This is a genomic window from Parabacteroides goldsteinii DSM 19448 = WAL 12034, from assembly GCF_000969835.1.
GTDB classification, from domain to species: Bacteria; Bacteroidota; Bacteroidia; order Bacteroidales; family Tannerellaceae; genus Parabacteroides; species Parabacteroides goldsteinii.
Map to the genome: position 1 here is coordinate 1,106,439 of NZ_KQ033912.1, position 26,307 is coordinate 1,132,745.

18 protein-coding genes, 1 tRNA gene and 1 pseudogene are annotated in these 26,307 nt (G+C 41.3%); 12 read left to right on the forward strand and 8 right to left on the reverse strand.

Going from position 1 to position 26,307, the window contains the following annotated elements; translation table 11 throughout:
• The first annotated feature begins 19 nt into the window (after positions 1-19).
• Positions 20-93: transfer RNA gene (locus tag HMPREF1535_RS04335), tRNA-Asn, on the forward strand.
• Positions 94-491: 398 nt separating this feature from the next.
• On the opposite strand, the gene HMPREF1535_RS04340 is transcribed toward HMPREF1535_RS04335, so the two are convergent.
• The 8 genes and pseudogenes from HMPREF1535_RS04340 to HMPREF1535_RS25955 form a co-directional block, all read right to left on the reverse strand.
• Positions 492-3,128, reverse strand: a complete 2,637-nt coding sequence (locus HMPREF1535_RS04340; protein ID WP_046145392.1) for a glycoside hydrolase family 78 protein — start codon at positions 3,126-3,128, stop codon at positions 492-494.
• A 153-nt stretch (positions 3,129-3,281) separates the two neighbouring features.
• Positions 3,282-4,145: pseudogene (locus HMPREF1535_RS04345) on the reverse strand (alpha/beta hydrolase); the annotation flags it as partial.
• 120 nt (positions 4,146-4,265) lie between these two features.
• A complete protein-coding gene (locus tag HMPREF1535_RS04350) occupies positions 4,266-5,909 on the reverse strand; it encodes a hypothetical protein (protein WP_046146397.1) in 1,644 nt (547 codons plus the stop codon).
• A gap of 156 nt (positions 5,910-6,065) precedes the next feature.
• On the reverse strand, positions 6,066-6,845 hold the full coding sequence (locus tag HMPREF1535_RS04355) for a LytR/AlgR family response regulator transcription factor (RefSeq protein ID WP_046145394.1): 780 nt from the start codon (positions 6,843-6,845) through the stop codon (positions 6,066-6,068).
• On the reverse strand, positions 6,838-7,875 hold the full coding sequence (locus HMPREF1535_RS04360) for a sensor histidine kinase (RefSeq protein WP_046145395.1): 1,038 nt from the start codon (positions 7,873-7,875) through the stop codon (positions 6,838-6,840). Before HMPREF1535_RS04360 ends, HMPREF1535_RS04355 begins: the two co-directional genes overlap by 8 nt.
• Before the next feature lie 15 nt (positions 7,876-7,890).
• Positions 7,891-8,523 carry an outer membrane beta-barrel protein gene (locus HMPREF1535_RS04365; RefSeq protein ID WP_046145396.1) on the reverse strand — a complete coding sequence of 211 codons (633 nt, stop codon included), beginning with the start codon at positions 8,521-8,523 and terminating at the stop codon, positions 7,891-7,893.
• 15 nt (positions 8,524-8,538) lie between these two features.
• On the reverse strand, positions 8,539-9,186 hold the full coding sequence (locus HMPREF1535_RS04370) for a DUF4136 domain-containing protein (RefSeq protein WP_046145397.1): 648 nt from the start codon (positions 9,184-9,186) through the stop codon (positions 8,539-8,541).
• A gap of 68 nt (positions 9,187-9,254) precedes the next feature.
• Positions 9,255-9,416 carry a hypothetical protein gene (locus tag HMPREF1535_RS25955; protein WP_167769554.1) on the reverse strand — a complete coding sequence of 54 codons (162 nt, stop codon included), beginning with the start codon at positions 9,414-9,416 and terminating at the stop codon, positions 9,255-9,257.
• Positions 9,417-9,643: 227 nt separating this feature from the next.
• Here HMPREF1535_RS25955 and HMPREF1535_RS04375 point away from each other — a divergent pair, with 227 nt between their 5' ends.
• From HMPREF1535_RS04375 to HMPREF1535_RS04425, 11 genes are all read left to right on the forward strand, one after another.
• Complete coding sequence (locus HMPREF1535_RS04375) at positions 9,644-10,213, forward strand: RNA polymerase sigma factor (RefSeq protein ID WP_046145398.1); 570 nt, start codon at positions 9,644-9,646, stop codon at positions 10,211-10,213.
• Between the two features lie 92 nt (positions 10,214-10,305).
• On the forward strand, positions 10,306-11,292 hold the full coding sequence (locus HMPREF1535_RS04380; protein ID WP_052716648.1) for a FecR family protein: 987 nt from the start codon (positions 10,306-10,308) through the stop codon (positions 11,290-11,292).
• Positions 11,293-11,444: 152 nt separating this feature from the next.
• Entirely contained in the window at positions 11,445-14,837 is a 3,393-nt protein-coding gene (locus tag HMPREF1535_RS04385) for a SusC/RagA family TonB-linked outer membrane protein (protein WP_052716649.1), read from the forward strand.
• 13 nt (positions 14,838-14,850) lie between these two features.
• Positions 14,851-16,515, forward strand: a complete 1,665-nt coding sequence (locus HMPREF1535_RS04390) for a RagB/SusD family nutrient uptake outer membrane protein (RefSeq protein WP_046145399.1) — start codon at positions 14,851-14,853, stop codon at positions 16,513-16,515.
• A 37-nt stretch (positions 16,516-16,552) separates the two neighbouring features.
• Positions 16,553-18,292 carry an alpha-L-fucosidase gene (locus tag HMPREF1535_RS04395; protein ID WP_052716650.1) on the forward strand — a complete coding sequence of 580 codons (1,740 nt, stop codon included), beginning with the start codon at positions 16,553-16,555 and terminating at the stop codon, positions 18,290-18,292.
• An 11-nt stretch (positions 18,293-18,303) separates the two neighbouring features.
• Entirely contained in the window at positions 18,304-20,250 is a 1,947-nt protein-coding gene (locus HMPREF1535_RS04400; RefSeq protein WP_046145400.1) for a glycoside hydrolase family 30 protein, read from the forward strand.
• Between the two features lie 377 nt (positions 20,251-20,627).
• Positions 20,628-20,834, forward strand: a complete 207-nt coding sequence (locus HMPREF1535_RS04405) for an HU family DNA-binding protein (protein ID WP_046145401.1) — start codon at positions 20,628-20,630, stop codon at positions 20,832-20,834.
• A 30-nt stretch (positions 20,835-20,864) separates the two neighbouring features.
• Positions 20,865-23,234 carry a TonB-dependent receptor gene (locus HMPREF1535_RS04410; protein WP_046145402.1) on the forward strand — a complete coding sequence of 790 codons (2,370 nt, stop codon included), beginning with the start codon at positions 20,865-20,867 and terminating at the stop codon, positions 23,232-23,234.
• Positions 23,235-23,298: 64 nt separating this feature from the next.
• Positions 23,299-24,381 carry a sensor histidine kinase gene (locus tag HMPREF1535_RS04415; protein WP_046145403.1) on the forward strand — a complete coding sequence of 361 codons (1,083 nt, stop codon included), beginning with the start codon at positions 23,299-23,301 and terminating at the stop codon, positions 24,379-24,381.
• Entirely contained in the window at positions 24,371-25,438 is a 1,068-nt protein-coding gene (locus HMPREF1535_RS04420; RefSeq protein ID WP_046145404.1) for a sensor histidine kinase, read from the forward strand. Before HMPREF1535_RS04415 ends, HMPREF1535_RS04420 begins: the two co-directional genes overlap by 11 nt.
• Entirely contained in the window at positions 25,435-26,148 is a 714-nt protein-coding gene (locus HMPREF1535_RS04425; RefSeq protein ID WP_046145405.1) for a LytR/AlgR family response regulator transcription factor, read from the forward strand. Before HMPREF1535_RS04420 ends, HMPREF1535_RS04425 begins: the two co-directional genes overlap by 4 nt.
• Positions 26,149-26,307: the final 159 nt, after the last annotated feature.

Consider the following 26,307-nt stretch of genomic DNA (forward strand, 5'->3'; position numbering starts at 1 on the left):
AAGACTGAAAGACATATTTTCTTCCTTAGCTCAGTTGGTTAGAGCATCTGACTGTTAATCAGAGGGTCCTTGGTTCAAGTCCAAGAGGAAGAGCGGAAAAGAGATACTTCAGTGGGGTATCTCTTTTTTTATATAGTATTTCCTACCGGAATCGTTTATAACTAAGTCCGAAAACAACTTATTCTAAAGATAAAAACAATAGCTTCTAAACCCGAAAGCTATTGCTTTTGCAAAATACCATCCCGGTGACGTTCTATCATGACCGGGATGGCATTCCGATATCATCCTGATGATACACCGCTATATCATTCAGCCGAATAGATTGTATGAAAGTCGGTATCATCTGCGTTCGCTAATAGCTTTTCGAGAATGTTTTCAAATGTTAATCGTGACAAACTCAAGGTCAAAAGTAGGTACTTTTTTACCCCGGTTGTAAGCCATATTTGCTATAACGCATTAATAATCAGCGATGACAAACTTTTTGCTGCCCCCTATAAAATAAAGAAATTAAGATTGTGTTTGCCAGCCTCCAGTTTGATCACTTTATCTCCTTTGACATAGTCAGGTAAATAAAGCGTAGCCGTACTGTTTGCCGGAACAACCACTTCATAATTGATCTTCTTTCTGTTCCACTCCCATTTGGAGATGATCTGTCCGTAAGGAGAATCATGTTTTGCTTCGAAATGCTTCAATTCCTTTACAAAATTCGGACGCAATATAATATGTTTGAAACCAGGCTGTTCAGGATCGGGAAAAATACCTCCCAGACCTTTATAGAACCATCCGCCTATCTCTCCGAACATCATATGATTATCCGAAATATCACGTTCAGCCTTCAAATCCCAGTTTTCCAATAAAGTCGTAGCCCCATTGACGATCCACCAGCCCCATGACGGATAGGTGTCCTGTGCAGCTACCCTATAAGCTGTCTCCGGATATCCGTTTTCACTCAATGCATTCAGGATTGCTTTTGCCCCCAATACACCGACATCCAGATGGAATCCGGCTTCTTCCACTTTCTTCGCCAGATTCTTTGCAACTTTAGCGATCATATCTTCCGGTACGATCTTCCATTGCAGAGGAACACTTAATTCCGTCTGGGAACCACCGGCATATATTCCGGTCTCCTTATTCAGATATTTATTATTGACAGCTTCTTTGATCTTTTCGGCTAATGCCGTATAATATGTATAATCATCCTGCTTGTTAAACAGCTTGGCAGCAGTCGCCAATATTTTAGTGTCTACATAAAAATAAACGGATGATGTAAACTCTTTATTGGAACGGGACTTAACCGGAACCCAGTCTCCACGTCCCCAGGATGTCAGATGATTCGGACTCATACGATCCACATAATTGACATAACGCTTGATATTCTCATAACAATCAGCCAAAGGCTTGCTATCTCCATAAAACATATACAGGTTCCAGGGGATAATAGCTATTGTACTCGTCCAGTCCAGTCCGTTATCCGTACCATACCCCCAGCCTCCGGTAGGTATAATATCGGGAAGTACCCCGTTGGGTTGTTGCTCATCCCGGTGGTCGGCCAGCCATTTTTCATATACGGTAATCCCATCGAAATTATACAAAGCTGTTTCTATCGCAAAATGACCGTCACCCGTCCATCCGTTCTTTTCGCGTTGCGGACAATCGGTCGGGTATCCCATCAAATTCGACAGATAAGCATTATTGGTAGCCCACCACAATTTATTTACCAGCTCACTCGATGTCCTGATCTCTCCGGAAGCAGGCACATCGCTGTGCATAAAGAAAGCGGTCAGGCTGTTCTGGTTTAATTCAATCGGTTTGTCACTGGTTACTTCCACATAACGGAAACCTTTATAATTAAACTTTGCCATAAACTCATCCTCGCCACCGCTAAGAATTAAAATATCGGTCTGGAAAGGATCTTTTTCCTTATCCCCTCTGTAATACACATCAATATTGGACATGTCAATGCGTCCGTTATCAAAAAGCCGTTCTCCATGCATAATTCTGACTTCGGTACCTTCTTCGCCCGATACCTTGATATTGGTTACACCTGCCATATTCTGACCGAAATCAAAAACATATGTCTTGTCATTTATCTTATTGACCGACTTGGCCGGAATAGTCAGCACATTACGGATCGGACGGACCTGCTGTGCCACGACATTTTGAGAAGGAACGCCTCTAAGTCCGACGCCTCTCCACTTGGAATCATCGAAGTCCGGAGTATTCCAGCCTTTCTGTTCGAGCCGGGCATCATAATGTTCACCGGTATAAATACTATTGAATACCAATGCTCCTGAAGATGTTTTCCAGCTAAGGTCCGTCGGGATGGTCTCTACACTGCCGTCACTGTAAGTGATACGAAGATCCAGGCAGAAAGCCGGCCTGTTCCGCCAGGGAGCACGGTCAAAATCCCACACTGCTTTCGATTGATGGTTATACCATCCGTTTCCAAGCAAGACTCCTATGGCATTGTCACCATTCCGGAGTTGTCCGGTAACATCATAAGTGACATACAGGTTACGTCTGTCGAAACGGGTATACAACGGATCCAGACGGTGGTTACCGATCTTTTCACCATTGATATATAATTCATATAATCCGCCGACAGCGATATAGGCACGTGCCGATTTTATTTTTTTGCCTGTCGTGAATTTTTTCCGGAAATAAGGAGCCGGTTCATAATTGATATCTTGCCCGTCACCAATCCAGGATCCTTGCCAGTTCTTGATGTCCATCATTCCAGTTTCAAAGGAACTGACAGGCGAAAATACTTCTTTATATTCCAGATCGCCGCCTATCACCTTCCAGTAATATTTAGTAAAAGGTTCGAGTTGTTTACCCGCATAAGTGATCAACATATCTCCGGTGTTTATTTTTCCGGTATCCCATATATCAGCTTTCCCGTTAACAACTTTCATCGAGTCTTTATCCACCAACACACGATATGAAGTCTGTTTCGCTCCTTGCCTACTGTCATCCATCCTCCATGAAAGACGAGGAGTCGGATTATCGACACCTATCGGGGTTTCAAGGTGATCACTCTGTAAGCCGGTCAAACGAACAGACTGCCCGCTAACCCCGGAATAACTAAAGAAAGTAGTAACAGTAATAAACAATATAAGCTTTTTCATCCGCTTGTTATTTTATAGTAAAATCATTTATATAAATTATCTTAGTCAAAACATTAGCCGTTCCAAAGCTCTATATTCTAAGAAAAATATTGGTTATAAAAATGATTTTTGATGTAATATATTTGATAGTATCTAAATGATACCTGTTTTTTAAAAACTCAAAAGCCAGGCTTCCAAATCTTGTAACATCTCCTTATTGTATTTGAAATCTTTTCTGCTGCCCCATCCATGTCCTCCGGAAGGATAGATAAAGAAAGAAGCCGGTACCTTATTTTCCTTTAATGCCAGATAGTAAAGTGCACCGTTTTTAGTAGGAACTGCATCATCGTCGTCCGAAAAAGCGATGTAAGCTCTCGGGGTTTCTTTAGTTACCTGCTTTTCATTGGAATACAGATCTTCCAGTTCTTGGGAAGCATCCTTTCCCAATAGATTATCATGAGAGCCGAGATGTGTAAATGATTTGTCCATTGTGATCACAGGATAAAACAGCACCTGAAAAGCCGGTCGCACACTTGATTTTACATGTGTTGCCATAGTGGAAGCCAGATGTCCACCGGCCGAAGACCCCATGATCCCTATATCAGCCGGATTAATATTCCATTCTTTCGCCTTCTCTTTTACCAGCCGTATCGCCTCTTCCGCATCAGAGAAGGGAACCTCTCTATTTCCTCTCGGCATCCGATATTTCAAAACAACATAGGCAATCCCTAACTTGTTAAAAAAAGGAGCCCAGTCATAACCTTCGTGATTATAAGCCAGTCCGCCATAAGCACCTCCCGGGCAAGCTATTATAGCGCGTCCGGTAGCTATTTCTTTTGGAGGCAGAAAAATGCGCAACGAAGGTTTATAGTTCTGAATATTATCATCGAAAGGAGTACGGTCTATACCATTGGTATTCGGAAGTCCGTTCTCCCATAAGTCAAGATTAAACTCTTTTTCGGTAACCTGAGCAGCAACAGGGTTGCAGATGACAAGAAATGCCCAAAGAATAAATAAAGATGTTATTGTTCTCATGATAAACTTAGATTTAATTATACTTATAATGTCTCTTTCCCTCAAAAAACAAGAGCCCGGCTTCTTTTCTCAACAGAGCGTGAAACCGGGCCCTGCAACCGTCCGATTAAAAAAGTTTTATTTTCATTGACCGGTTGTGCAATCAATGACCAACTTGTTACCAGACGGTACAAATCTCAACACATAATCCGTATTATTGCCTTTGACTATACTACCTTTTTCACATGCTACATTATAATTGAATCCTCTGAACTCAGACTTTACAGACGATTTTTCAAAGTCTTTAAATGGCAGGCGGTCAAGTCTGTCCTGCGGAACCCTCAACTCAAGTGCCCAATCCAAACCACTTTCTGCTGCATTACATGAAATATCGATCTTGTCCTCGTTAAACGTGAAAATAAAATTATTCCCGTTCTTATCTTTAGACTCGACATTTAAAACACTCTTTGATGGTTCGCTGACTACGGGATCGGCCAAAACAAGTTCCGTCCCTTTTCCATTCTTATCCAGCTTCACAACCCGAAGTCCAATCTTATCGTCCGGCGTACTCCAGTAGAATCTGTCGATAACCGGTAATGTATAATAGAAAAATTGTCCGCCCGTACCCGGAGTATCCAGATATTCGGACTTCATTTTTTCATCAAACAAATGAATATCCCGGAAACAGAAACCATCTTTTTCCCAATACAAATTAGAACGGTAGAAACGGCTGTTATACCAAACAGACTTGTTTCCTTCATTACGGACATCAGCTAAAGTAGTTATCGCAGTAGCCGGAGTTTTTGGGAATTGTTCCTTAAACCAGCGACCGGATTCTTCCAGTGTCTCTACCCGAATCTTTCCGGCTTTACTCAATGAGTCGAATAGAGGGAATTGCATGATCAGACCTTCTACCATTCCCGACCAGGTAAATGAGTTTTCCTGACCGGCCTGTGCATAATTGAATGCCAGACAGGGTTCATCAACAATCGTTTTAAGGAAATAGTCCACCCACTTTTTACTTTTTCCCCCTTCGGTATATACGGGTTCAAGTGTTATAACACCCTGATGGTTAGAGCCTATCCCAGCATCATATTGGTACATCGGATCGCTGCCTAACATACGGAATACAGGCACCGGGATCTGGTATTCGTCTGTCTGGGCCGGCATATATGCATTCAGCTTACTGGGATAATAGGCTTGGTTCCAATACCCTCCCCACAATGTATAGCCATCAGTACCAACCTGATCCTTGCAGTTACAGGAAGCGACAATACCATATTTTTTATACATATACTCCAACGTATGTGAATCAACATACCAGGATCCTACAGACTTAGGATATTTACCATAAATCTCCTTAAATTTCGCCATATAGACATCCACCAGTTTTTCCCTTTCTTCCAAAGTATATCCCGGAGTAAAAGCGATATTGGCTGTCGATACCCATGAATGTTCTCCGCGCCATTTCAATCCGGCCGCTTCCACATGAGGCTGGGTAATTTCCCACCATGCACCAAGTTCACATGTAGGATTAAGCTTGGTTTTCATCAATTTCTGATACTCCGGATTGATCAGGGCATCATACTGAAACAGAAAAGTTGCCGGAAAGTTATACTGATTAACCAGGTCGATTTGTTTCTCCACCGTTTCAAACATCAGCGCATCCGAGTTTTCCAGACGATAGTCTGTCTGGCGGATAAAATTGACTATATTGATTATTCGCGGAGATTTTTCCTTTTTATTACTTGTTGCCTCTTTCGCCGTAATGCTATTTACAGAAAACATCCACACACTTACAAGTACTGATATAACAACTCTAAAATCCATGGTATCCTTTTTTATATTGAATTAAAAGCATATAACGACACAAATAAATGAATAAAACGACACTTACAGGTTTGCTTTTTGACAAATCTATATTCATTTATGCGCTTTTTTAATTCAATAGTTCAGCCACAGCTTGAAAGCACTGATCTTTTCACGGCTGACAATAATCTTATCTTTAAAAGGAGGAATAACTTTCACGACAACTTTTCCCAGGAAATAAGATTCTATTTTTTGGATAGCCTGTACACTAACTATCGTTTGCCGGTTTGTCCGGAAGAAGCGATCCGGGTCCAGCTGCTCGCACAACTTATCCAGAGACAAGTCTATTATATGTTCTTTATTCTGATTAGTTACGGCAAAGGTTATTTTATTTTCAGAATAGAAATAAGCAATATCATCCACCTGCAACGTAAATAGTTTGTCCTCCCCCGAAATAAGGAAACGGGTTCTGTATTTCTTTGCCGGATTGGTTATATTCTGAAGTATCTCCAGGATATCTCCTTGCTTATTAAACTCTTTATAGAATTTGGAAGTAAGCTTTTCATATTTCTCCAAAGCTTCGCCCAGCCGTTCCTTATCGATCGGTTTCAACAGGTAATCGATACTGTTCGCTTTAAAAGCACGGATCGCATATTCGTCGTAAGCCGTAGTAAATACGATCATGCTCTCCGGATTCGCCTGTTCGATAAAAGAAAAGGAAACGCCATCGGTCAGTTGGATATCCAGAAAGAGGATATCGGGATGGGGATTATCCTGATACCACTTTACGGCACCTTCCACATTGCCCGGCAAAACCAGGATCTCCCATTCAGGGCGCAACTCCGTCAACATTTTGTTCAGCAAACGTGCCGCCGGGATTTCATCTTCTATGATGGCTGCTTTTATCTTATTCATTTAATAATGGGATTTTAACGGTAAAACATTTAGAATCATTCTCTATCGATATATCCTGATCGCTAACCAGTTTACAACGGGTAGATAAATTCTTCAGTCCGGTACCCGACTTGACAACATTCTGCTTGAGCCTTATTTCATTGCTTACCACTAATTTCTTTTTATCATCCGATGTACTCAGATAAATCGTCATCGGGTTATCCGAATTGATTATATTGTGTTTAATCACATTTTCAGTCAGTAGCTGCAATGTGAAAGACGGTATTTTCTTTTCCAGCAAGGAAGGATCGATCCGGTTATCCACATGGATACAATCCCCCAGCCTCACTTGATGAAGGAAGATAAAAGATTTCAGGAAAGTCAGTTCCGAACGCAAAGTGACCTGCCCCTCCTGCTGGCTTTGCAGAATATAACGGTAAACGTCCGACAGACGCTGGGTGAACACAACTGCATTCTTTGGATTATATTCTATTTCCGAAATCAGCGTATTCAGGTTATTAAAAAGAAAATGGGGATTCAACTGATTCTGCAAAGCGATATACTGTGACTTTATCGCACTCTCTTCCAGCTTATTCGCTTTTTCATGGAGAACGATCAACTGCCTGTAGAAGTTAGCCACCATCGTAAGACAAACAATCACCATCTCAACCAGCCATACCACAAACATCATCCGGAAGCCGGCTCCCTTCAACACAAACGGCGAAGGTATCTCCAATAATACTTTTACGACAGAAGACAGCAGATAGTTTATCAAAAACAAAAGTCCCGCCATCAACAGGCAATTGATCAGTAACTGATTATTCCTTTTCATCAGGACCTGATAGCTTTTCCGCTGCCATTCACTGATAAGGATAATACTGAACCCGATCACATTAAAAACAAATACAACCAACAGGAAAGCCCAGAAAGAAATCAACACGTTCTGATGCTGCGGTGAAAGGTCCGAATAAAGCACCAGAAACAAATGTGAGAAACAGGCTAATCCCGAGAACAGGAAAAAGTTGAAAAAATGGTTGTATTTGTTTTGCATTATTTGTTGGATTGATTAGAAGCATAAACCGACACGAAAACCCAGATCGTTCTGCCCGTTCATCGAGTAGGTCAGCAAATCTGTCTGGTTGGTGGCATAGCTGTAATACAGAGCCACATGGAAGCCAAAACGCTTATCCGGTACGGGATAAATATTCACTCCGACCTCCGGAGAGACATAGAAGCCCCAGGGATTTGAATAATAACGGACAGTCGTCATGTAACTGGAGTTCTCCGCATACATCGCTCCCAATTTCACTCCGACATACGGCTTCAGATAATCATTATGTCCGAGACGGTAGGAAGTGGAAAGACCGAAAGGGAGCTGGAAAGCCGACAATTGCTGGTCGGTAGTCAGCGATTGGGTCGGCGACAATTGCAATGTCTGGCGGTCCACATATTTATGATTGGTATGGAAACTCAGGAATGCTCCCAACGACCAGCGCGGAGTCACATAATAACCGGCTTCGAAATTCATACCCCAGCCACTGATCTTATCTGCAAAATCAGTACTGATAGGTGCGTTTATCTGCCAGTCCACATTAAAATGAAGGTTATCTTCCACCTGTGCCTGTCCTTTCAAACAGAAAACGGACAGTATCATCAACAATATGAATTGTTTCTTAAAAATGTATCTTATCGTTTTCATAATCTTCCGGATTTATTATTTATCAGTATACAGTATATTAAGGTAAGGAGATTGTTTAAAGGCCTGTTCCACAGCACGAAGCGTCAGCTGCATGTCGATACGCGAATTGTTATAGACCAACCCCGAAGCATAAGCATGCCAGATAACCGGCAGATCGACTTTCTTGTTCTGATCGGCAGATTTAGCTGTCAGGTCAACCATTTCCGCAACAAACGTCCCGGTGTCATAACTATAGGAAACCGGATAAGGATAATACCAGTCATTCCAGAACGGTCCCCAGAAACCGGCCCCCCACCAACCATAGCCGTAACCGTAACCCGGAGTTATGATCTGCGTAGTCTGCTGTGCATAGGATAGCTGCAAGCCGATATCGGCTTTTTCTTTATCATCCATACGGATATATCCCCGGTCGTCCATCTCGGCAACCACCTCGCTGATGATCTTTTGAGCATTCTCGTCTTTCCAGTATTGGGCTTTCATACCGCCACCGGCGACCAGAATACTGTCAGGAAGATAATAAGAACTGAATTTGTTAAACTGAATGCTGTTATCATAATTCGTATAAACAGCATAATCGCTGTCGAGCTTATTCAGATCGGGATCTTTTTCGCAAGAAGAGAATAAAGCCGTAACAGCCAAAGCAAATAAAAACAACTTCTTCATACGTCTTTAAATTTTAAGTAACAGAATTAATTCAATACACACAACGAATGTTTTTAAAATCCATCCGATCATCTATTAATAACCAGTCCTGCCTCTTCAAATAGAGACTTATCCAAAATCTCCGGAATCACTTTTTCGTCTTCCACGACTGGTTTACTCTCTGCCTGTACCGACCTATAGTCGGCACACGTAAACGAAGCTAACAACCCCAACAGTAATGTGTTTGCCATTTCTCTCTACTATTTTAATCCTCCAATCATTCATTTCAGTACAAACATATTATATAGACGTAATACAAACTTACTTTATTTTGCCGAAACGTATTTTTTCGCTGCTGAAATGTTAGAATATTCATCTGAACTTAAAAACACAAACTTGTAATTGTCAAATTATAGCGTATCTTTGTACAAAATCATACATGAAAAACTAAAAAACCAAAGATATTCAATAGGTACCGATGGAGCAAGATATTGAACTTATCAAACAACTACAGAAAGGCTCATATAAAGCATTTAATTGTATCTATGAGAAGTATTTCGACTTGTTGTATGGATTCACTTTTCAGTTAACTCATTCACATGATTCCGCACGCGAACTAGTCCAAGAGACTTTTATAAAAGTCTGGATATATCGCGACAAAATAGACCATTCGCTTTCTTTCAAAGCTTGGCTCTACAAACTAGCCCAAAATCATTTTTTCAATTTAGTGAAAAAACAATTCAGTACTCCTCTTTTTGAAAACTATCTCAACTACAATGAAGACGAACGGTTTACAACAAGACAGCCAGATGAATCATTCGACTTTGAGGCATTCAACCATAGCCTATCCTTCGCCAAGAAAAAACTTTCTCCCCGCCAATTAGAAGTCTTCGAATTATGCAAAGAACAAGGATTATCTGCAAATGAAGTTGCTCAGAAACTAAATATATCCGAACAAGTGGTCTACAATTACCTTTCACAGGCATTAGCATTACTACGAACAGAAATGATGCCTTTCTATACATTATTACTGATTTTCTTTTCTTGATTTCTTTTTGCATTTATGCTATAAAACATATCTATTCACTGATTAGATTTTTATCTCTGGGTTGTATCTCTTATAAAACAATATTGTAACAGATGGATCAAAAAGAGATAAAACAACTATTTCGTAAATATCTAGACGACCAACTCTCGTCTGAAGAAATCATACGCCTGAAAATATTGATTGGGGAAATGGATGAAAGCACCTTTACCAACAATTTATATCCGCTATGGGAAAGTTTTCAACCTTCTGGTCATCATAATCGGGAAGCATTTGATGAGATTTCAAAAAATCTGAAAACGACCATTAACCCAGTCAAGAAAATCAGTCTGATTAATTATATTCAACGAAGTGCCGTAGCGGCTTGCCTGCTGATTCTAATCGTATCCACTTATTATTTTTACAATGAAAACAATAGTATATTAACACTAAATACTCAAGAACATAAAATCAGTACGAAAAATGGAGAACGTGCTTCTGTAATTTTACCGGATGGGACAAAAGTTTTTTTGAATGCCGGAACCATTTTATCATATCCCGCGTTGTTTGATAATAAGCAAAGAGCAGTTTATCTGGAAGGGGAAGCTTATTTCGAAGTAAAACATAACGAGTCGGTTCCTTTTATCGTCCAAACCTCCACTGCAAGTGTAAAAGTTCTTGGCACCACCTTTAATGTGTATGCTTATTCGAACAAAAGATGGTTTGAAACGACACTGATATCCGGACAAGTACAGGTAACAATGCATAAATCGCCGAATAAACCCGTCATTCTATCACCGAATCAGAAACTCAGATACAACAGTCAAACTGGAAATTTCAATACATCAAATACAGATTTACGGCTGGAAACGGCCTGGCGCAAAGGGGACTTGATCTTCCGTTCCGGGCATATCAAAGAAATCTTTGAACAGATCGCTACATTTTATGGTATTCATTTCCATATAGAAGGAAATTATCCTGAAAAATTATTTACAGGTAACTACCATGAAGAAGATGTAAATCTGGTATTAAGGAATCTACAGCAACATTACGCATTCACCTATCAAAAGAAAGGAGATGATATATACATAAAATTTAAGTAGTAACCTTTAAAAAGAAAAAACTATGGATACATCGTGAAAGAAAAAGAAGCCGGAGAATGTAACAGATTCCCCGGCCGAAAGGTTAACACCCCAAACGAGTCATTTATAAGCCGTAAGGCACTAAGTATCAACCTTTAGTTATAATTAATTCTATGATATTACAAAAAAACGAATCGAAAACAGTGCATAAAGATACTATTTTACGATATACGTATCTACTTATCACAGCTGTTTTTTTATTATTCCCGACGACTATTTTTGCTCAGGGAAGCAAAGTATCCCTATCCGCAAAAAATGCTTCACTGAAAGAAGTTCTAACGGACATAGAGGCTAAAACAACAGTCAGGTTCTCATACATAGACGAAGATATTGAATCTCCGAAAGATATCACATTCGTCAAAGAATTTCCGAATGTGGAAACATTACTCAACTGGCTTCTCCCTCCCAGAAATCTTGAATTCATTCGCACAGGAAACACTATTGCCATAAAAAAGAAACAACCCGGCCATAAAAACAGGGAATTGACAGGAATAGTTACTGACGAAAAAGGAGATCCGATCATCGGAGCAAATGTTGTTGAAAAAGGGACTACCAATGGGACAGTAACTGACATAAACGGTACTTTTTCACTGACAGTTCAAGGTCGAAACGTCCTCACTGTTTCATACATTGGCTATATTTCTCAAGATATACCGATAAACAATGCATCCACACTAAATATCCGGTTGAAAGAAGACAGTGAACAGCTGGAAGAAGTCGTTGTCGTTGGATACGGTTCAATAAAACGAGTCAACGTATCAGGAGCTATATCATCCGTCGATTCTAAAATATTCGAATCACGACCAATACAAAATGCAGCCGCCGCTTTACAAGGAGAAATTCCAGGCGTTACAATCACCCGCAACAGCGGTACTCCCGGAGGAGATACCAATATCCGCATCCGCGATATCTCATCTATCAACGGAGGAGAACCTCTTATTTTGATCGATGGTGCCGAAGGTACACTTTCGGATATAAATCCTTCCGATATAGAAAACATTTCTGTACTAAAAGACGGAAATGCAGCAATTTACGGAGCAAGAGCTGCTGACGGCGTCATATTAGTAACAACTAAAAGCGGAAAAAGAAACCAACCATTAAAAGTTTCTGTGGATGCCTATTATGCACTGAAAAAACCGGCTTTGATGAAAGAAACTGTCAATTTATACCAATACGCAGAAATGGGATTGGAAATAACCGATGGCTCGTGGACTTCTGAATATACAGCCGAAGATTTACCCAAAATTGCAGCAAACAGTCCGGAAATTGTACCTAACGGCATCTGGGGCATGTATCCCAAATTCTATCAATATGTAGATAAGAAAAAAGAGATTATAGGCAACGGAGGACAACAATACTATAATATTAACATGGCCGGTGGCGGAGAGAAATACAGCTACTTACTTTCTTTAGGATACCAACAGGAACAGGGTTTACCTAAATTCGGGAAAGACAAGGACAATCGCTATTATGTAAGAGCAAAAACAGATATCGATCTGCTGAAAAATCTGAATCTGGATCTGAATCTCGCTTACGAAACATCCGACCGTTCTTATTCTGCCGCTATTGACGGCCGTGACGGGATTATTCGTAATATATGGGAAGGATTATCTTTTTGGGGACGTGTATGGGCACCTTTATATAATCCAGAAGGGAATTATTACACATTCCAATATTATCACAATCCGGCACAGTCCTTGGAAGAATTAGGCGATAAAAACAATACAAGAACCAATTTCACATTCAACTCAAAATTAACCTGGAAAGTCTTAGAAGGATTAAATATTACTGGACAGGCTATTATCCGGAAAAACGACAAAGATGAAAATGCGTTCTATAAAGTCGTCGACACCTATGACTGGGATAATAATATTACCTGGATATATGGTAATCCCAATTACGCCAGCCGCCGATATGAAAAGACTTTATACAAAAACTTCACTGTTTTAGCTGACTTCAAACGGAGATTCAACGAGATACACGATTTAGGAATCATGATTGGAGGAGCCAACGAATCGTCTAATTATGATTGGTTTGAAGCGGCCCGTCAAGATTTTTCACAACAGGAAGTACCTTCCTTAAATCTGGGAAGTCCTGAGAACCAATATGCTACCAGCGGAGGAGAAGCCTGGACTATCAACTCTTATTTTGCCCGCTTGAACTATGTGCTCATGGATAAATACATCGTAGAAGCTAATTTCAGAGCGGATGCCAGCTCGCGTTTTCATCCGGATTACAGGTGGGGATATTTCCCCGGAGTGTCTGTTGCCTGGCGCCTCAACGAAGAAAAATTCATAAAAGATTTGAACATATTCGACAATCTAAAAATCCGTGGTTCATATGGAGAAATGGGAAATCAATCCGGTATCGGACTTTACGACTATATTCCGCTCATCAGTATAAGTAATTCCTATTATCCGTTCGGCAAAGGAAACCGTGCTTCTTTGTCGTATGTGAACAGCATGGTTTCTCTGACCCGCTCTTGGGAAACTGTCGCCACTTACGATATCGGAGCTGATCTCGGATTCCTGAATAACAGACTGACTGCATCTGCCGACTTTTTCAAGAAGATCAACAATAATATGTTGATACCAGTCACCTATCCCAGCATACTGGGAGCTGATGCTCCTATGACAAACAACGGACGGCTTGAAATCAAAGGATGGGAACTCACGTTAGGTTGGCAAGACAAGCTGGGTGACTTTGGTTACTCCATTAAGGCCAGCATTAGCGACGCCCGAAATTTAGTAGTTGAGAAAGGTGGTTCCGACGCTTACACACTCGGATTAAATAAAACCCGTAAAGGATATCCGCTAAATTCTTATTTCGGATACGAATTTGATGGAATCATTCAAAATGAGCAAGAACTGGAAGCATATAAAGCCCAATTCGCTAAAGGCGGCGTTCCGGGGAATTTACGAGTAGGCGATGCAAAATACAAAGATTTAAACAAGGATGGTAAATTGTCTTTATTCGGTGACGATGGTAATGATGGCGATGCAAAATATCTGGGCGATATGAACCCTCGTTACAATTTCGGATTAAACGTCAGCTGTAATTACAAAGGCTTTGACTTTTCATTTTTCCTGCAAGGAGTCGGAAAGAGAACCCTCTTTCTGGAAGCAGAAGCGAGCCGTCCATTCTATCAATGGTGGTTCGATCCGTTGGAATACTGGTATGGAAAAACATGGACGGAAGAACGTACAAGCGCCCAATACCCTGCAATCACAGTGGACCAAACCCGTGCCGGATATAATTATGCTACGTCCGATAATACCAGGTTCAATGCGGCTTACATGCGTATGAAGAATATGCAACTAGGATATTCTTTGCCTCAAAATTTGCTCAAGAAAGTTCATCTTGAAAAAGTTAGGTTCTATATCAGTGGAGAGGATTTATTTGAGATCCATAATGTCCCCGGAGGATACGATCCTGAAAACACGGGATATTATGGCAGTTATCCTTTTACCCGTATGTTTTCTTTTGGTACGAATATTATATTTTAAAATGGAAAAAACGATGAAAAAGCTTATTATATATTTTTTACTCTGCAACTTTTTACTCAGTTGCCAAGATATAAATCAGTTACCCAAAGAGAATCTATCTGATCCTTTATACTGGAAAAGTCAGAACGATTTTAAAACAGCTTCAAACTATTTATATAGTGTTGCTTTGGAAGGATACAGTACAAGTTACACACTCGACTACAATAGTGATATAGCCTATGCTTTGAGTTCTAACGGAGAAAGTAACGGATCATGGATTGCCCCCGACAACGATCCAGAATGGGATGATGCCTATAAACATATACGCAATTCTAATATCATAATTGAAAAATATGCGTCTTATCAAGGTGATAAAAATGAGATCCAGGTATATGAGGCGGAAGCTCGTTTTTTCCGTGCCTATCAATACTGGAAACTTGTAAAACGTTTCGGAGATGTACCATTGATTACTACCGTATTAGATGTTGACTCAAAAGAACTCATGGGGCACAGAAACGACCGGAAAGAGGTGGAAGATTTCATATTGAAAGAACTTCAGGACATATCCTCATTCCTCCCTAAACAAAATGAACTGACAGATACGGACAAAGGGCGGATTACCAGTGGAGCAGCCCTGGCCCTAAAAGCCAGAGTCGCATTGTTCACCGGTACCTGGGCCAAATATCACAACCATAGAAACGACGTATCTCAATTGCTTGAACAAGCCATATCGACAGCTAATAATGTGATCGACAGCCAACAATATTCTTTGTTTGAAGGAAAAGGGAACGATAGCTATCGCTATCTGTTTATAGAAGCAGGCGACGATTCTGCAGAAGACATACTCTCCAACAGATACTACAAGAATATTCGTACTCATAATGCCTCCAGTCAATTTGCCTGGGGGTGGTGCGGAACTCCTACCCGAAAAATGGCTGATATGTATTTATGTAAAGACGGTCTTCCGGTAAACATGTCGACTGAGTTCAAAGGATATGAAACTATCGGCAGCGAATTTGAGAACCGTGATCCACGCATGATACAAACTTTTTTGATACCGGGAACGATCTATTCTGATTTTGAACAGGGGAAATCATCTACCGCCTGCCCTCCAAAATTTTCAGACAGGCCGGAAACAAGAACCGGGTACAAATTATGGAAATTTATCGGAGAAGAAAAAGGACAGGATACACAAGCAGAGTATGATTACCACGTAATTCGTTATGCAGAAGTATTATTGATACTGGCAGAAGCTACATTTGAGAAAGACGGAGCTGTTTCCGACGAAATTCTGGATAAAACAATCAATGTTATTCGAAATCGGTCCGGAGTTAAAATGCCGCCATTGACCAATAAGTTTGTTTCCGACCATCAGTTAGACATGCTTACTGAAATACGCCGCGAAAGAACTGTAGAACTAGCATTCGAAGGATTCAGAAGAGATGACCTCAGGAGATGGAAAACGGCTGAAACAGAGTTAAAGCAGGCCATCAAAGGAATTAAATACAAAGGGACAGAGTACGAATCATTAGGTGTATTGAACTCCGGGAATCCCGGATTAGTGGATGAAAACGGTTTTCTAATCGTGGAACCGGCTGGCGACCGGCAGTTTATCACAAACAAACACTACTTATATTCAGTACCGCTGATACAATTACACCTAACCCCCAACCTGGCACCCAATAATCCCGGATGGTAAAATACAGATAAAGAATAACTAAAATAAAAATGATAAGATGAAAATCAAATATACTATTTTGTTCCTATTCATATTTATCTCTCATGCTTATGCACAAATAAGTCCGGAGCAGTTACCTAAACCAAGCCCTGTACAATTAGCATGGCATGATATGGAACTGACAATGTTCATACATTTTGGACCAGCAACCTGGCAAGATCAGGAGTATGACGACCTTTCAACTCCGTTATCCCAAATTAATCCGACACAATTAAACACTGATCAATGGGCAGACGTTGCAGTTTCCTATGGTGCAAAAATGATCATATTTTGTGCAAAACATACAGGCGGATTCGTTTGGTGGCAAACAAAAACAACAGATTATGGTGTAAAAGAAATTCCTTGGAAACAGGGAAAAGGAGATGTTCTGGCAGAATTAGCGGCCTCGTGTAAAAAACGAGGCCTAAAGCTAGGTATTTATCTGAGTCCGGAAGACCGTTATTTAGGAGCTGGCATGGGAGGAAAAATAGCTGATCCGGTTAAGCAAAAAAACTATGAACAAATCTATCGTAAACAGCTAACAGAATTGTTAACAAACTATGGCGATATATATGAATTATGGGTCGACGGCTCACTGGTCTTCAATATAGAAGACCTGATAAACAAATATGCGACTAAAGCCGTAATACTGCAAAGTACGGCAGCAACCATCCGTTGGGTTGGAAATGAAACAGGCTTTGCCCCCTATCCGGCATGGAACGGAATCAAAGAGGCAGATGCCAGATCAGGAAATTCAACAGCATCCCACAGTAACCCTAATGGAAATGTCTGGCTTCCGATCGAAGTCGATGTAAGTATACGCCGTCCTACCTGGTTTTGGAAAACCTGGAATGAAAAGAATTTACTGACAGTAGAAGAACTGATGAGAATTTACTACAGTTCAGTAGGGCGAGGATGTGTTTTTCTGATAAACGCATGTCCTGATACAACAGGTCTTATTGCTCCTGCCGAAACAAAACGTTTCGCTGAATTCGGAGAGGAAATCAGAAAACGCTTCGGCACTCCGATAAAAGAAACTCAAGGCAAAGGAAAAGAACTTGTTTTAAACCTTCATTCTTCCAAACAGATAGATCACATCCTATTAATGGAAGATATCTCCCAAGGAGAACGTATAAGAAAATTCACATTGGAAGGTAAACAAGGTTCCGACTGGAAGACTATTTTCCAAGGTTCCGCAATAGGACATAAACTAATCGTACAAGCTTATCCTCGTCAATTTTACGAAACGATTCGAATAGTAATAAACGAGTCTGTCGGAGAACCTCTTATAAGAAAAATGGCTGTTTATAACACTGGAACACCGCCTGTGGAAATTCCTAAAGTAAAAGACAACTGGAATTTACGCCATGTTGGTTCCTGGGATATAACAAATAACAATGCCTACCTTTTTGACGAAAAGATAGACTTAACCTCCTATTGCACAGCAGCGGAACAATATGAACTAGCCTATGTAATCAAAGGGGGAAACATTCAAGATGCCATTTTTTCATACGATTGGGCTAATACCGGCAAATGGGAGGATAACATTAAAGAAAAAGACAGGCTCATTATAGAAAAAGTAGACTTGTATTTTTCCGGTGTCGAATCAAACCAGTATTTACATTCAAATCAAGGATTCTCTAACAGGATTGTATTCAATCTCACCGGTATTCCGTCTGAATTATTGGTACAAACGAAGATTCACATTCCTGCGGGACTGAATGGTGCCCAAATAGAAGTATATCTTTTACGTAAATAAATAATATAAATATGATCAAGTATATTGTAATAATCGGCTATCTATTATTCGGACATTTTCTCGTTCATGCTCAAAAAAAAGCTGATCCAATACATTACAACGTTGAATTGGATCTGCATAACAAAGGGAAAATATTCGAAGGAATAGGTGCATTAAGTGCCGGAGCTTCTACACGACTGCTAAAAGATTATCCGGAAGAGCAAAAGAAAATTATCCTCGACTATCTGTTTAAACCTTATTTTGGGGCATCACTTCAACATCTGAAAGTTGAAATAGGTGGTGACATAAACTCCACAAGCGGGACGGAACCAAGTCATGCAAGGACCCGACAAGAATTATTAAATCCTCAAACAGCATATTATAATCGCGGATATGAATGGTGGTTAATGAAAGAAGCTAAAGGCAGGAACCAGTCCATTTATTTAGATTGTTTATGTTGGGGAGCTCCCGGATGGATCGGAGATGGGAAATATTATTCTGACGACAACATCGATTATATCTTATCTTTTATCAAAGGTGCTAAAAAATATCATGGATTAACTATCGATTATACAGGAATCTGGAATGAAAGAATGCATAATATCGACTTTGTAAAAAAGCTAAAACAGGCACTCATCCAAAATAACCTAGAAAATGTCAAACTAATCGGCTCAGATCAATGTTGCGGAGCTCAATGGACTATCGCAGATGAAATGCTAGTCGATCAGGAGTTAATGAATGCTGTTGATGTCATCGGCGACCATTATATAGAAACAAACTTTGATTACAAAAGTACACCGGCAGCCCGAAAAACAGGCAAACCGCTATGGAATAACGAAGGCGGTCCATGGAAAGGGAACTGGGAAGGTTTTGCCGCTTTAAGCAAATTATACAACCGTGATTATATCATAGGAGGAATAACAAAAACTATCACTTGGAGTTTGATTACCAGCTATTATGAAAATCTAGCATTACCTAATTCAGGTTTAATGAAAGCAGATAGTCCTTGGTCCGGTTATTACGAAGTGGAACCTGCTCTTTGGGCTGTTGCTCATACGACACAATTTGCACAACCCGGATGGCATTATGTAAATGGCACAGGATGTGGCCTTTTGCAGGATAGCACTATTAGTTATGTCACATTAGTATCCCCATTATCCGTTAATGATTTCAGTATTATTGTTGAAGCTATCGATTTAAAAACAACAACCAGTATTACTTTTAAATTACCCAAAGGTCTCAATGCTAATTCCTTATCTGTATGGAGATCTGTCATGAAGAAAGAATCTTTTATAAGACAGAAAAATCTGGTAATCAAAAATAACACGGTCACTCTCCATGTTGAAAAAGGAGCCGTTTATTCATTGACAACAACCAGTGGACAACAAAAAGGCACATCTGACATTCCCATTATTAATTCGTTTCCTTTTCCTTATTCTGAAGACTTTGAAACAATTCCTACCGGAAAAAGTGCGCCTTATATATGTGATCAGGGAGGTGCATTCGAAGTTGTAAATCGCACAGATAACAAAGGACATGCTTTACGACAAATTATTACTCGTCCCGGCATAGAGTGGGAAGGAGCAGTCATTAATCAAACTGTTGTAGGGAATCAATATTGGCAAGATTATACAGTCAGTACTGATGTCTGTTTTGTCGAACCGTATAGCTATGCGTCATTGAGCGGAAGACTGACAGAAACACATCGTTCACATAAACTCCCTGAAGCATATATTTTAAAACTAGAATCTTCCGGTTTATGGAGTTTAAATGCAGCTGAAAAAGTTTTATCCAAAGGTATAATCAACCTCTTGGGAGACTGGCATAATCTAAAATTGGAAATGAAAGGTGATTCGATTAAAGCCTACATCAATCAGAAAGAAATTGCATCTATTTCCGATACGACTTATGTTCGGGGTATGATTGGTCTAGGGAGTAGTTTTCATCAAATTGATTTTGACAATATAAAAATATACTAATATTAAGATGGCGTTACAGAATAAGTCTTCTTATGCCAGAAATAAAAAGACTTTTCTGCAATGCCATATTCCCTCTTTTCTCTCACAAAACTTTCCAAACAGTTCTAACAACTACCACGTTCTACCAACCTTGATTTCTACAAGAACCGATTCTTTTCCCATTTTCATTTATCAATGATTGTCATTTTTTTTTCTGTTTGATATATAGACTTAAAAGATCTTTACTAAGGTATCCATCTCACCCAATGAATGGCGGGAATCTGTCTGGTCGACAATAAGAAGGATTCCATATACTGGAAAAGCACTTCCGTCTACAAATTAAAAAGCACTTTCCATTGCAGGCTACCTTCGTGGCATAATCATAAAAACAAAAAGAGATGAACAAAAGAGAAGTTATTGCAACAGTAGCAGAGAGGTCGGGAGTCAACCCGGAGGATTGCGCCAGGGTATTAGACTCGTTTGAAGATGTTTTCACGGAAGAGATAACCGGGAGCAAATGGAAAAATGCCGTCTTTGAACAGATATACGGCCTGCTGAGTCTTATCAAAGAAAAGAAAAACAATAAACAAAGCAACCTTTCATAGTAAATAACAAACCTATCAGACAACTAATATATGTATCGTACAATACTCTTTTTACTCCTTTTTATCAGCCTGTTATCGCAGGGCAAAGCGTATAGCCAGAAAACAACCGGCAACCAGCCGTCGCAGACTATCCGCGGAACAGTTATCGACAAAGCATCCGGTCATCCGATGCCTGACGTCACCATCATGCTTTCAGATATGCCGGGCACAGGCACTACAACCGATGAACGCGGACAATTCGTTTTGCCGGAGATTCCGGTAGGGCGGCATAACGTACAGGCTTCTTTTCTTGGATACGAACCTGGTATCTTCAGCGAAATACTGGTAACATCCGCGAAGGAAGTATATCTGGACATCTCACTGAAAGAAAACGTCAACGAATTAAGCGAAGTCGTTGTCCGCCCACAGATTAACAAGGAACAGCCTCTCAACAAAATGGCGGCTACCGGTGCCCGGATGCTTAGTGTGGAAGAAGCCAGCCGCTATGCCGGAGGACTGGATGACCCTGCCCGCCTGGTGAGTTCGTTTGCCGGAGTAGCAGCCAACCTGTCCAGCAACGGAATATCCATCCACGGGAATGCCCCGCACCTGCTGCAATGGAAAATGGAAGATGTGGAAATACCGAATCCGAACCATTTTGCCGATATATCCATACTGGGCGGCGGTATCTTATCATCACTCAGCAGCCAGGTTCTGGGTAATTCCGACTTCTTCACGGGTGCCTTTCCCTCCGAATACGGGAATGCCGTTTCCGGCGTATTCGACATGAAACTGCGTAACGGGAACAACCGGAAAATGGAAAATACCTTTCAGGTTGGTATATTGGGGATAGATGTCGCATCGGAGGGTCCTCTAAGCAAGAATCACCAGGCTTCCTATATCTTCAACTACCGCTATTCTACTACCGGACTTCTCAACAGCATTTATCCCGGCCTCGACATGGGCGGTACGCTTAATTACCAGGACCTGAATTTCAAATTCAACATTCCGACACGTAAAGCCGGTACTTTTGCCGTGTGGGGAACCAGCCTGATCGACAAATACGAAAATGATTTTGAAGACGATCCGCTGGAATGGGAACATACTCGGGATAATTTCCAGTCGACAGCCAAACAATATATGGCTGCCGGAGGGATAAGCCACCGGTACTTCTTTCCGAACAATGCGATGTTGAAAACAACTTTAGCAGCCACCTATTCCGGTATGAATGCGACAGAAGATGCCCATGCAGCCGATCACACCGTCACTCCGTTCACCTATCAGAAGAACAACACGACGAACCTGATCCTAACATCTTCCTACAACCGAAAATTCAGTGCACGCCATACCAACCAGACAGGTTTCACCTATACCCGTTTGTTCTATAATATGCGGCTTAACCTGGCTCCTTTTGAAACGGCCCCGCTAAACACCCTCTCAAAAGGAAAAGGACAGACCGACCTGATCTCAGCCTACACCAGTTCCTCTTTCGGTATCACAGACCGGCTTTCGGTAAATGCCGGCTTGAACAGCCAGGTTCTGACGCTTAATAACAGTTGGACTCTCGAACCCCGGTTGGGAATTAAATGGGCGCCGACCACTAAGTCTTCGTTTGCCCTGGCATATGGCTTGCACAGCCGGATGGAAAAGATGGATGTCTACTTTGTCAATTCCAAAAGCACCGGAAAAGAATCCGTAAACAAAGACCTCGACTTTACCAAGGCTCACCATCTGATGCTGACATTCGGCTATAAATTATCCGACAATCTGCTTCTTAAAGTCGAACCTTATGCACAATTCCTGTACGACGTTCCGGTTATTGCAGACAGCTCTTATTCCGTATTGAACCGGAGAGAGTTTTATGTGGAAGAGGCTCTCGTAAACAAAGGGAAAGGACGTAATATCGGGGTAGACATCACGCTGGAACAATATCTGAGCCGCGGATTCTATTACCTGGTTACAGCCTCTGTTTTCGATTCGAAATACAAAGGAGGAGACGGCGTCTGGCACAACACACGGTTTAACCGCCGGTTTATCCTCAACACGTTGATCGGCAAAGAATGGATGGTAGGTTCCAAAAGACAGAACATATTAAGTGCCAACGCCAAATTCACCCTGCAAGGAGGAGAGCGTTATTCTCCCCTCGACCATGCAGCAAGCCTGGCACATCCCGACAAAGAAGCACAATATGACGAAACACGGGCTTATTCCGAACAGTATCCGGTCATGTTTATCGCAAACTTTACAGTCAGCTACAAAATAAACAGAAAGAAAGTAGCACACGAGTTCGCCATCAAGGCTTTGAATGTGACAGGGACGGAAGAATATTACGGTTATCACTACAATCTGAAAAGCGGTGTGATGGAACGGAACGGGAACAGCATTCCTATCAGCAATATCAGTTACAAACTAGAATTCTAACCGGTATGCAAACAGATACCAAATAAAATAGTAATTTCGGACAGTCTAAAGAGTAAGCCGCTGTATGGTCGACAACAAAATGAACAAACAAACTTTCTTATACCAGTTCCTGATTGAACCCAGATACAGGATAGCCCGTCATATATTGTTGCTCGCGGCTGTAACAGTTGTATCGCTCAACCAGAACGTCTATACCTTTGGGGCCAGACTAGAGCAACTGGGAAATCAGGTCTACCTGGCCGGGGTATGTACCCTGATCTCCTATTTCATTGTAGGTTATCTGCATCTTTATCTGTTGGTTCCCAGGTTGCTGCTAAAGAAAAAGTATCTGGTCTATATCCTTTGCTCTTCCGTGTCCGTCTTATTGCTCATCTTACTACGATATGTACAGGAATACTGGATATTCACCTCATCCGGTATTCCTCCCGTCAGAGGTTCTTACCTTAATATGGTAAGCATCCTGGATAGTTTATCGGATTATATGCTGAACATGATCTGTATTACCGGTATATCCATGACTGTCCTGTTAAAACACTGGATGACAGAAAACCAGCGTGTAAACCAACTGGAAAGAAAACAGATACAATCGGAAGTGGATAACCTGAAAGAGCAGGTGAATCCCTCCCTGTTGTTCAACACGCTGAACCGCACAGGGGTACTATCCAAAAGCGAACCGCAAAAGGCTGCCGATATGGTGCTCCGGCTAAGCCAGCTACTCCGCTATCAACTGTATGACGGGGCACGTGATAAAGTTTTGCTTAATTCAGAGATCAACTTCCTGACTCATTACCTGGCTCTGGAAAAGTTTTATTCGGACACTTTCGACTATCAGATCGTTTCCGACAAAGCATTGACAGGCGTCCTGATTCCTCCCCTGCTGCTTGTCCCGATCATCCAGTATGCCTTGAAAAGGACGGTGAAACAGGAAAAACGCCCTTCCATCCTGTTGCAAGCCGACCGGGAAGGAGAAGAGATACATATCACCTGCCGATTCGACGATCCGACAGAACCGGACATGAAAGAACTGGACAGCTTAAAGACCCGCCTCGAACTTCTTTATCCGGAGAATTATTCTTTATCCCTCACGCAGGAAAAGACGACAGGTACAAGTACCATTACATTAAAAATGAATACACATGGCAACTAAGACAGACCATATAGTACCCGACTTTCTGCTGAGTCCTCAGAAAAGGGTTTACAGGCATCTCCTGCTGCAACTGATCGTCTTTTTTATTACGATCAATGTGTTCTGGGATACACCGGATGAACTGATTATCACCCCGCCTAGAATCCGCTCCTGGATCGGTTATTTTCTGATGATCGACATGCTTATCTACGTCAATGCCTATGTACTGGTACCGCGGTTCCTGCTCAAAGGCCGGTTTCTCCGTTACCTGCTCAGTTCAACGGCCCTGATTCTGTTATGTATCATCATACTCGGGACACTTCAAACCCTTTTCGAAGATACCCGGTTCGAAAGCATTCCGCCCAGCCCTTCGGTGATGTGGCTGAATATCATTTCTTCGACAGTCTCCTGCGGATTACTGGTTGCCGCCTCATCCGCCCTCGTCCTTTTTAAACACTGGATCAGTAACAACCAGCGCATAGACGAACTGGAAGCCGCCACCCTGCAATCGGAACTGAAATTCCTGAAAAGCCAGATCAATCCGCATTTCCTTTTCAATATGCTGAACAATGTCTACGTATTGATTAAAAAAGGACGCAACGAAGCGGCAGAAGTTTTATTCAAGCTGGAAGACCTGCTGCGTTACCAGCTTAACGACAGTTCGCAGGAAAAGATACAGCTCAGTTCGGATATTCATTTTATGAATGATTTCCTGAATCTGGAAAAGATACGCCGGGATAATTTCAACTATATCATATCGAAAGAAGGTGATATAAATAAGGTATGGCTTCCTCCGCTCCTGTTTATCCCTTTCGTTGAAAATGCAGTAAAGCATAATACGGACAGCGAGAATGCTTCGTTCGTACATCTTTCTTTCATCGTACAGGACAACCGGTTGCTATTCCGGTGCGAAAACTCCATACCGCTCCCGGAAGAGGAAGTAAAAGAGCCACGTATCGGCGGCCTGGGGCTAAAGAATATCAAAAGACGCCTGGAATTATTATATCCCGGCCGTCACTCGCTGGAAATCATTGAATTGAAACAAAGTTACACCGTTAATTTACAATTGGAACTATGAATTGCATAATCGTAGACGACGAACCTCTGGCCCGTGAAGCAGTGGAGATGCTGATAAATGAGACCGGACAACTGACGCTGGCCGGCTCTTTCAACAATGCCGCCTCAGCAGCAAAGTTTATCCATGAGCACCCTGTCGACCTGATCTTTCTGGATATCCGCATGCCAAAGGTTACCGGACTGGAATTTGCCCGTACCATCCCGAAAAGCACTTTGGTCATATTTACAACGGCCTATGCCGAATATGCCATCGACAGTTATGAAGTGGATGCCGTCGACTATCTGGTCAAACCGATCATTCCCGAAAGATTTCAGAAAGCAGTTGAAAAGGCAATGGCTTACCATGCCCTTCTGCTGACCGGAGAAAAGGAAAACATTGAAAATGTAGAAAGCGAATTCATGTTCGTCAAGTCTGAACGCCGCTTCTTCAAAGTGAATTTCAAAGATATACTTTTTATCGAAGGGCTTAAAGATTATGTCATTATCCAGCTTCCCGACCAGCGTATCATCACCAAGACCAGTATGAAAGCAATCCATGAACTGCTCCCTAAAATATTCCTGCGGGTAAATCGCTCCTATATTGTCAATACCCGGCAGATTGCCTCATTCGATAATAATGATATCTATATCGACAAATACGAAATAGCCATCGGAAACAACTACCGGGATATCTTCTTCGACGAATTTGTTGCCAAGATGGGAAGAATGTAACCCGTTGACGGATAAAGTTAAAATAAAATGCTATTTTTGTTAGGTTTAACGACAAGCTCTATTAATCATGAAACATCCATGAAATAAATTTCGTCCAAGAGAATGTAAATAGGGGGGTATTGTTTACTTTAGTGTCATTCACTCGAAAAAACGAATGCA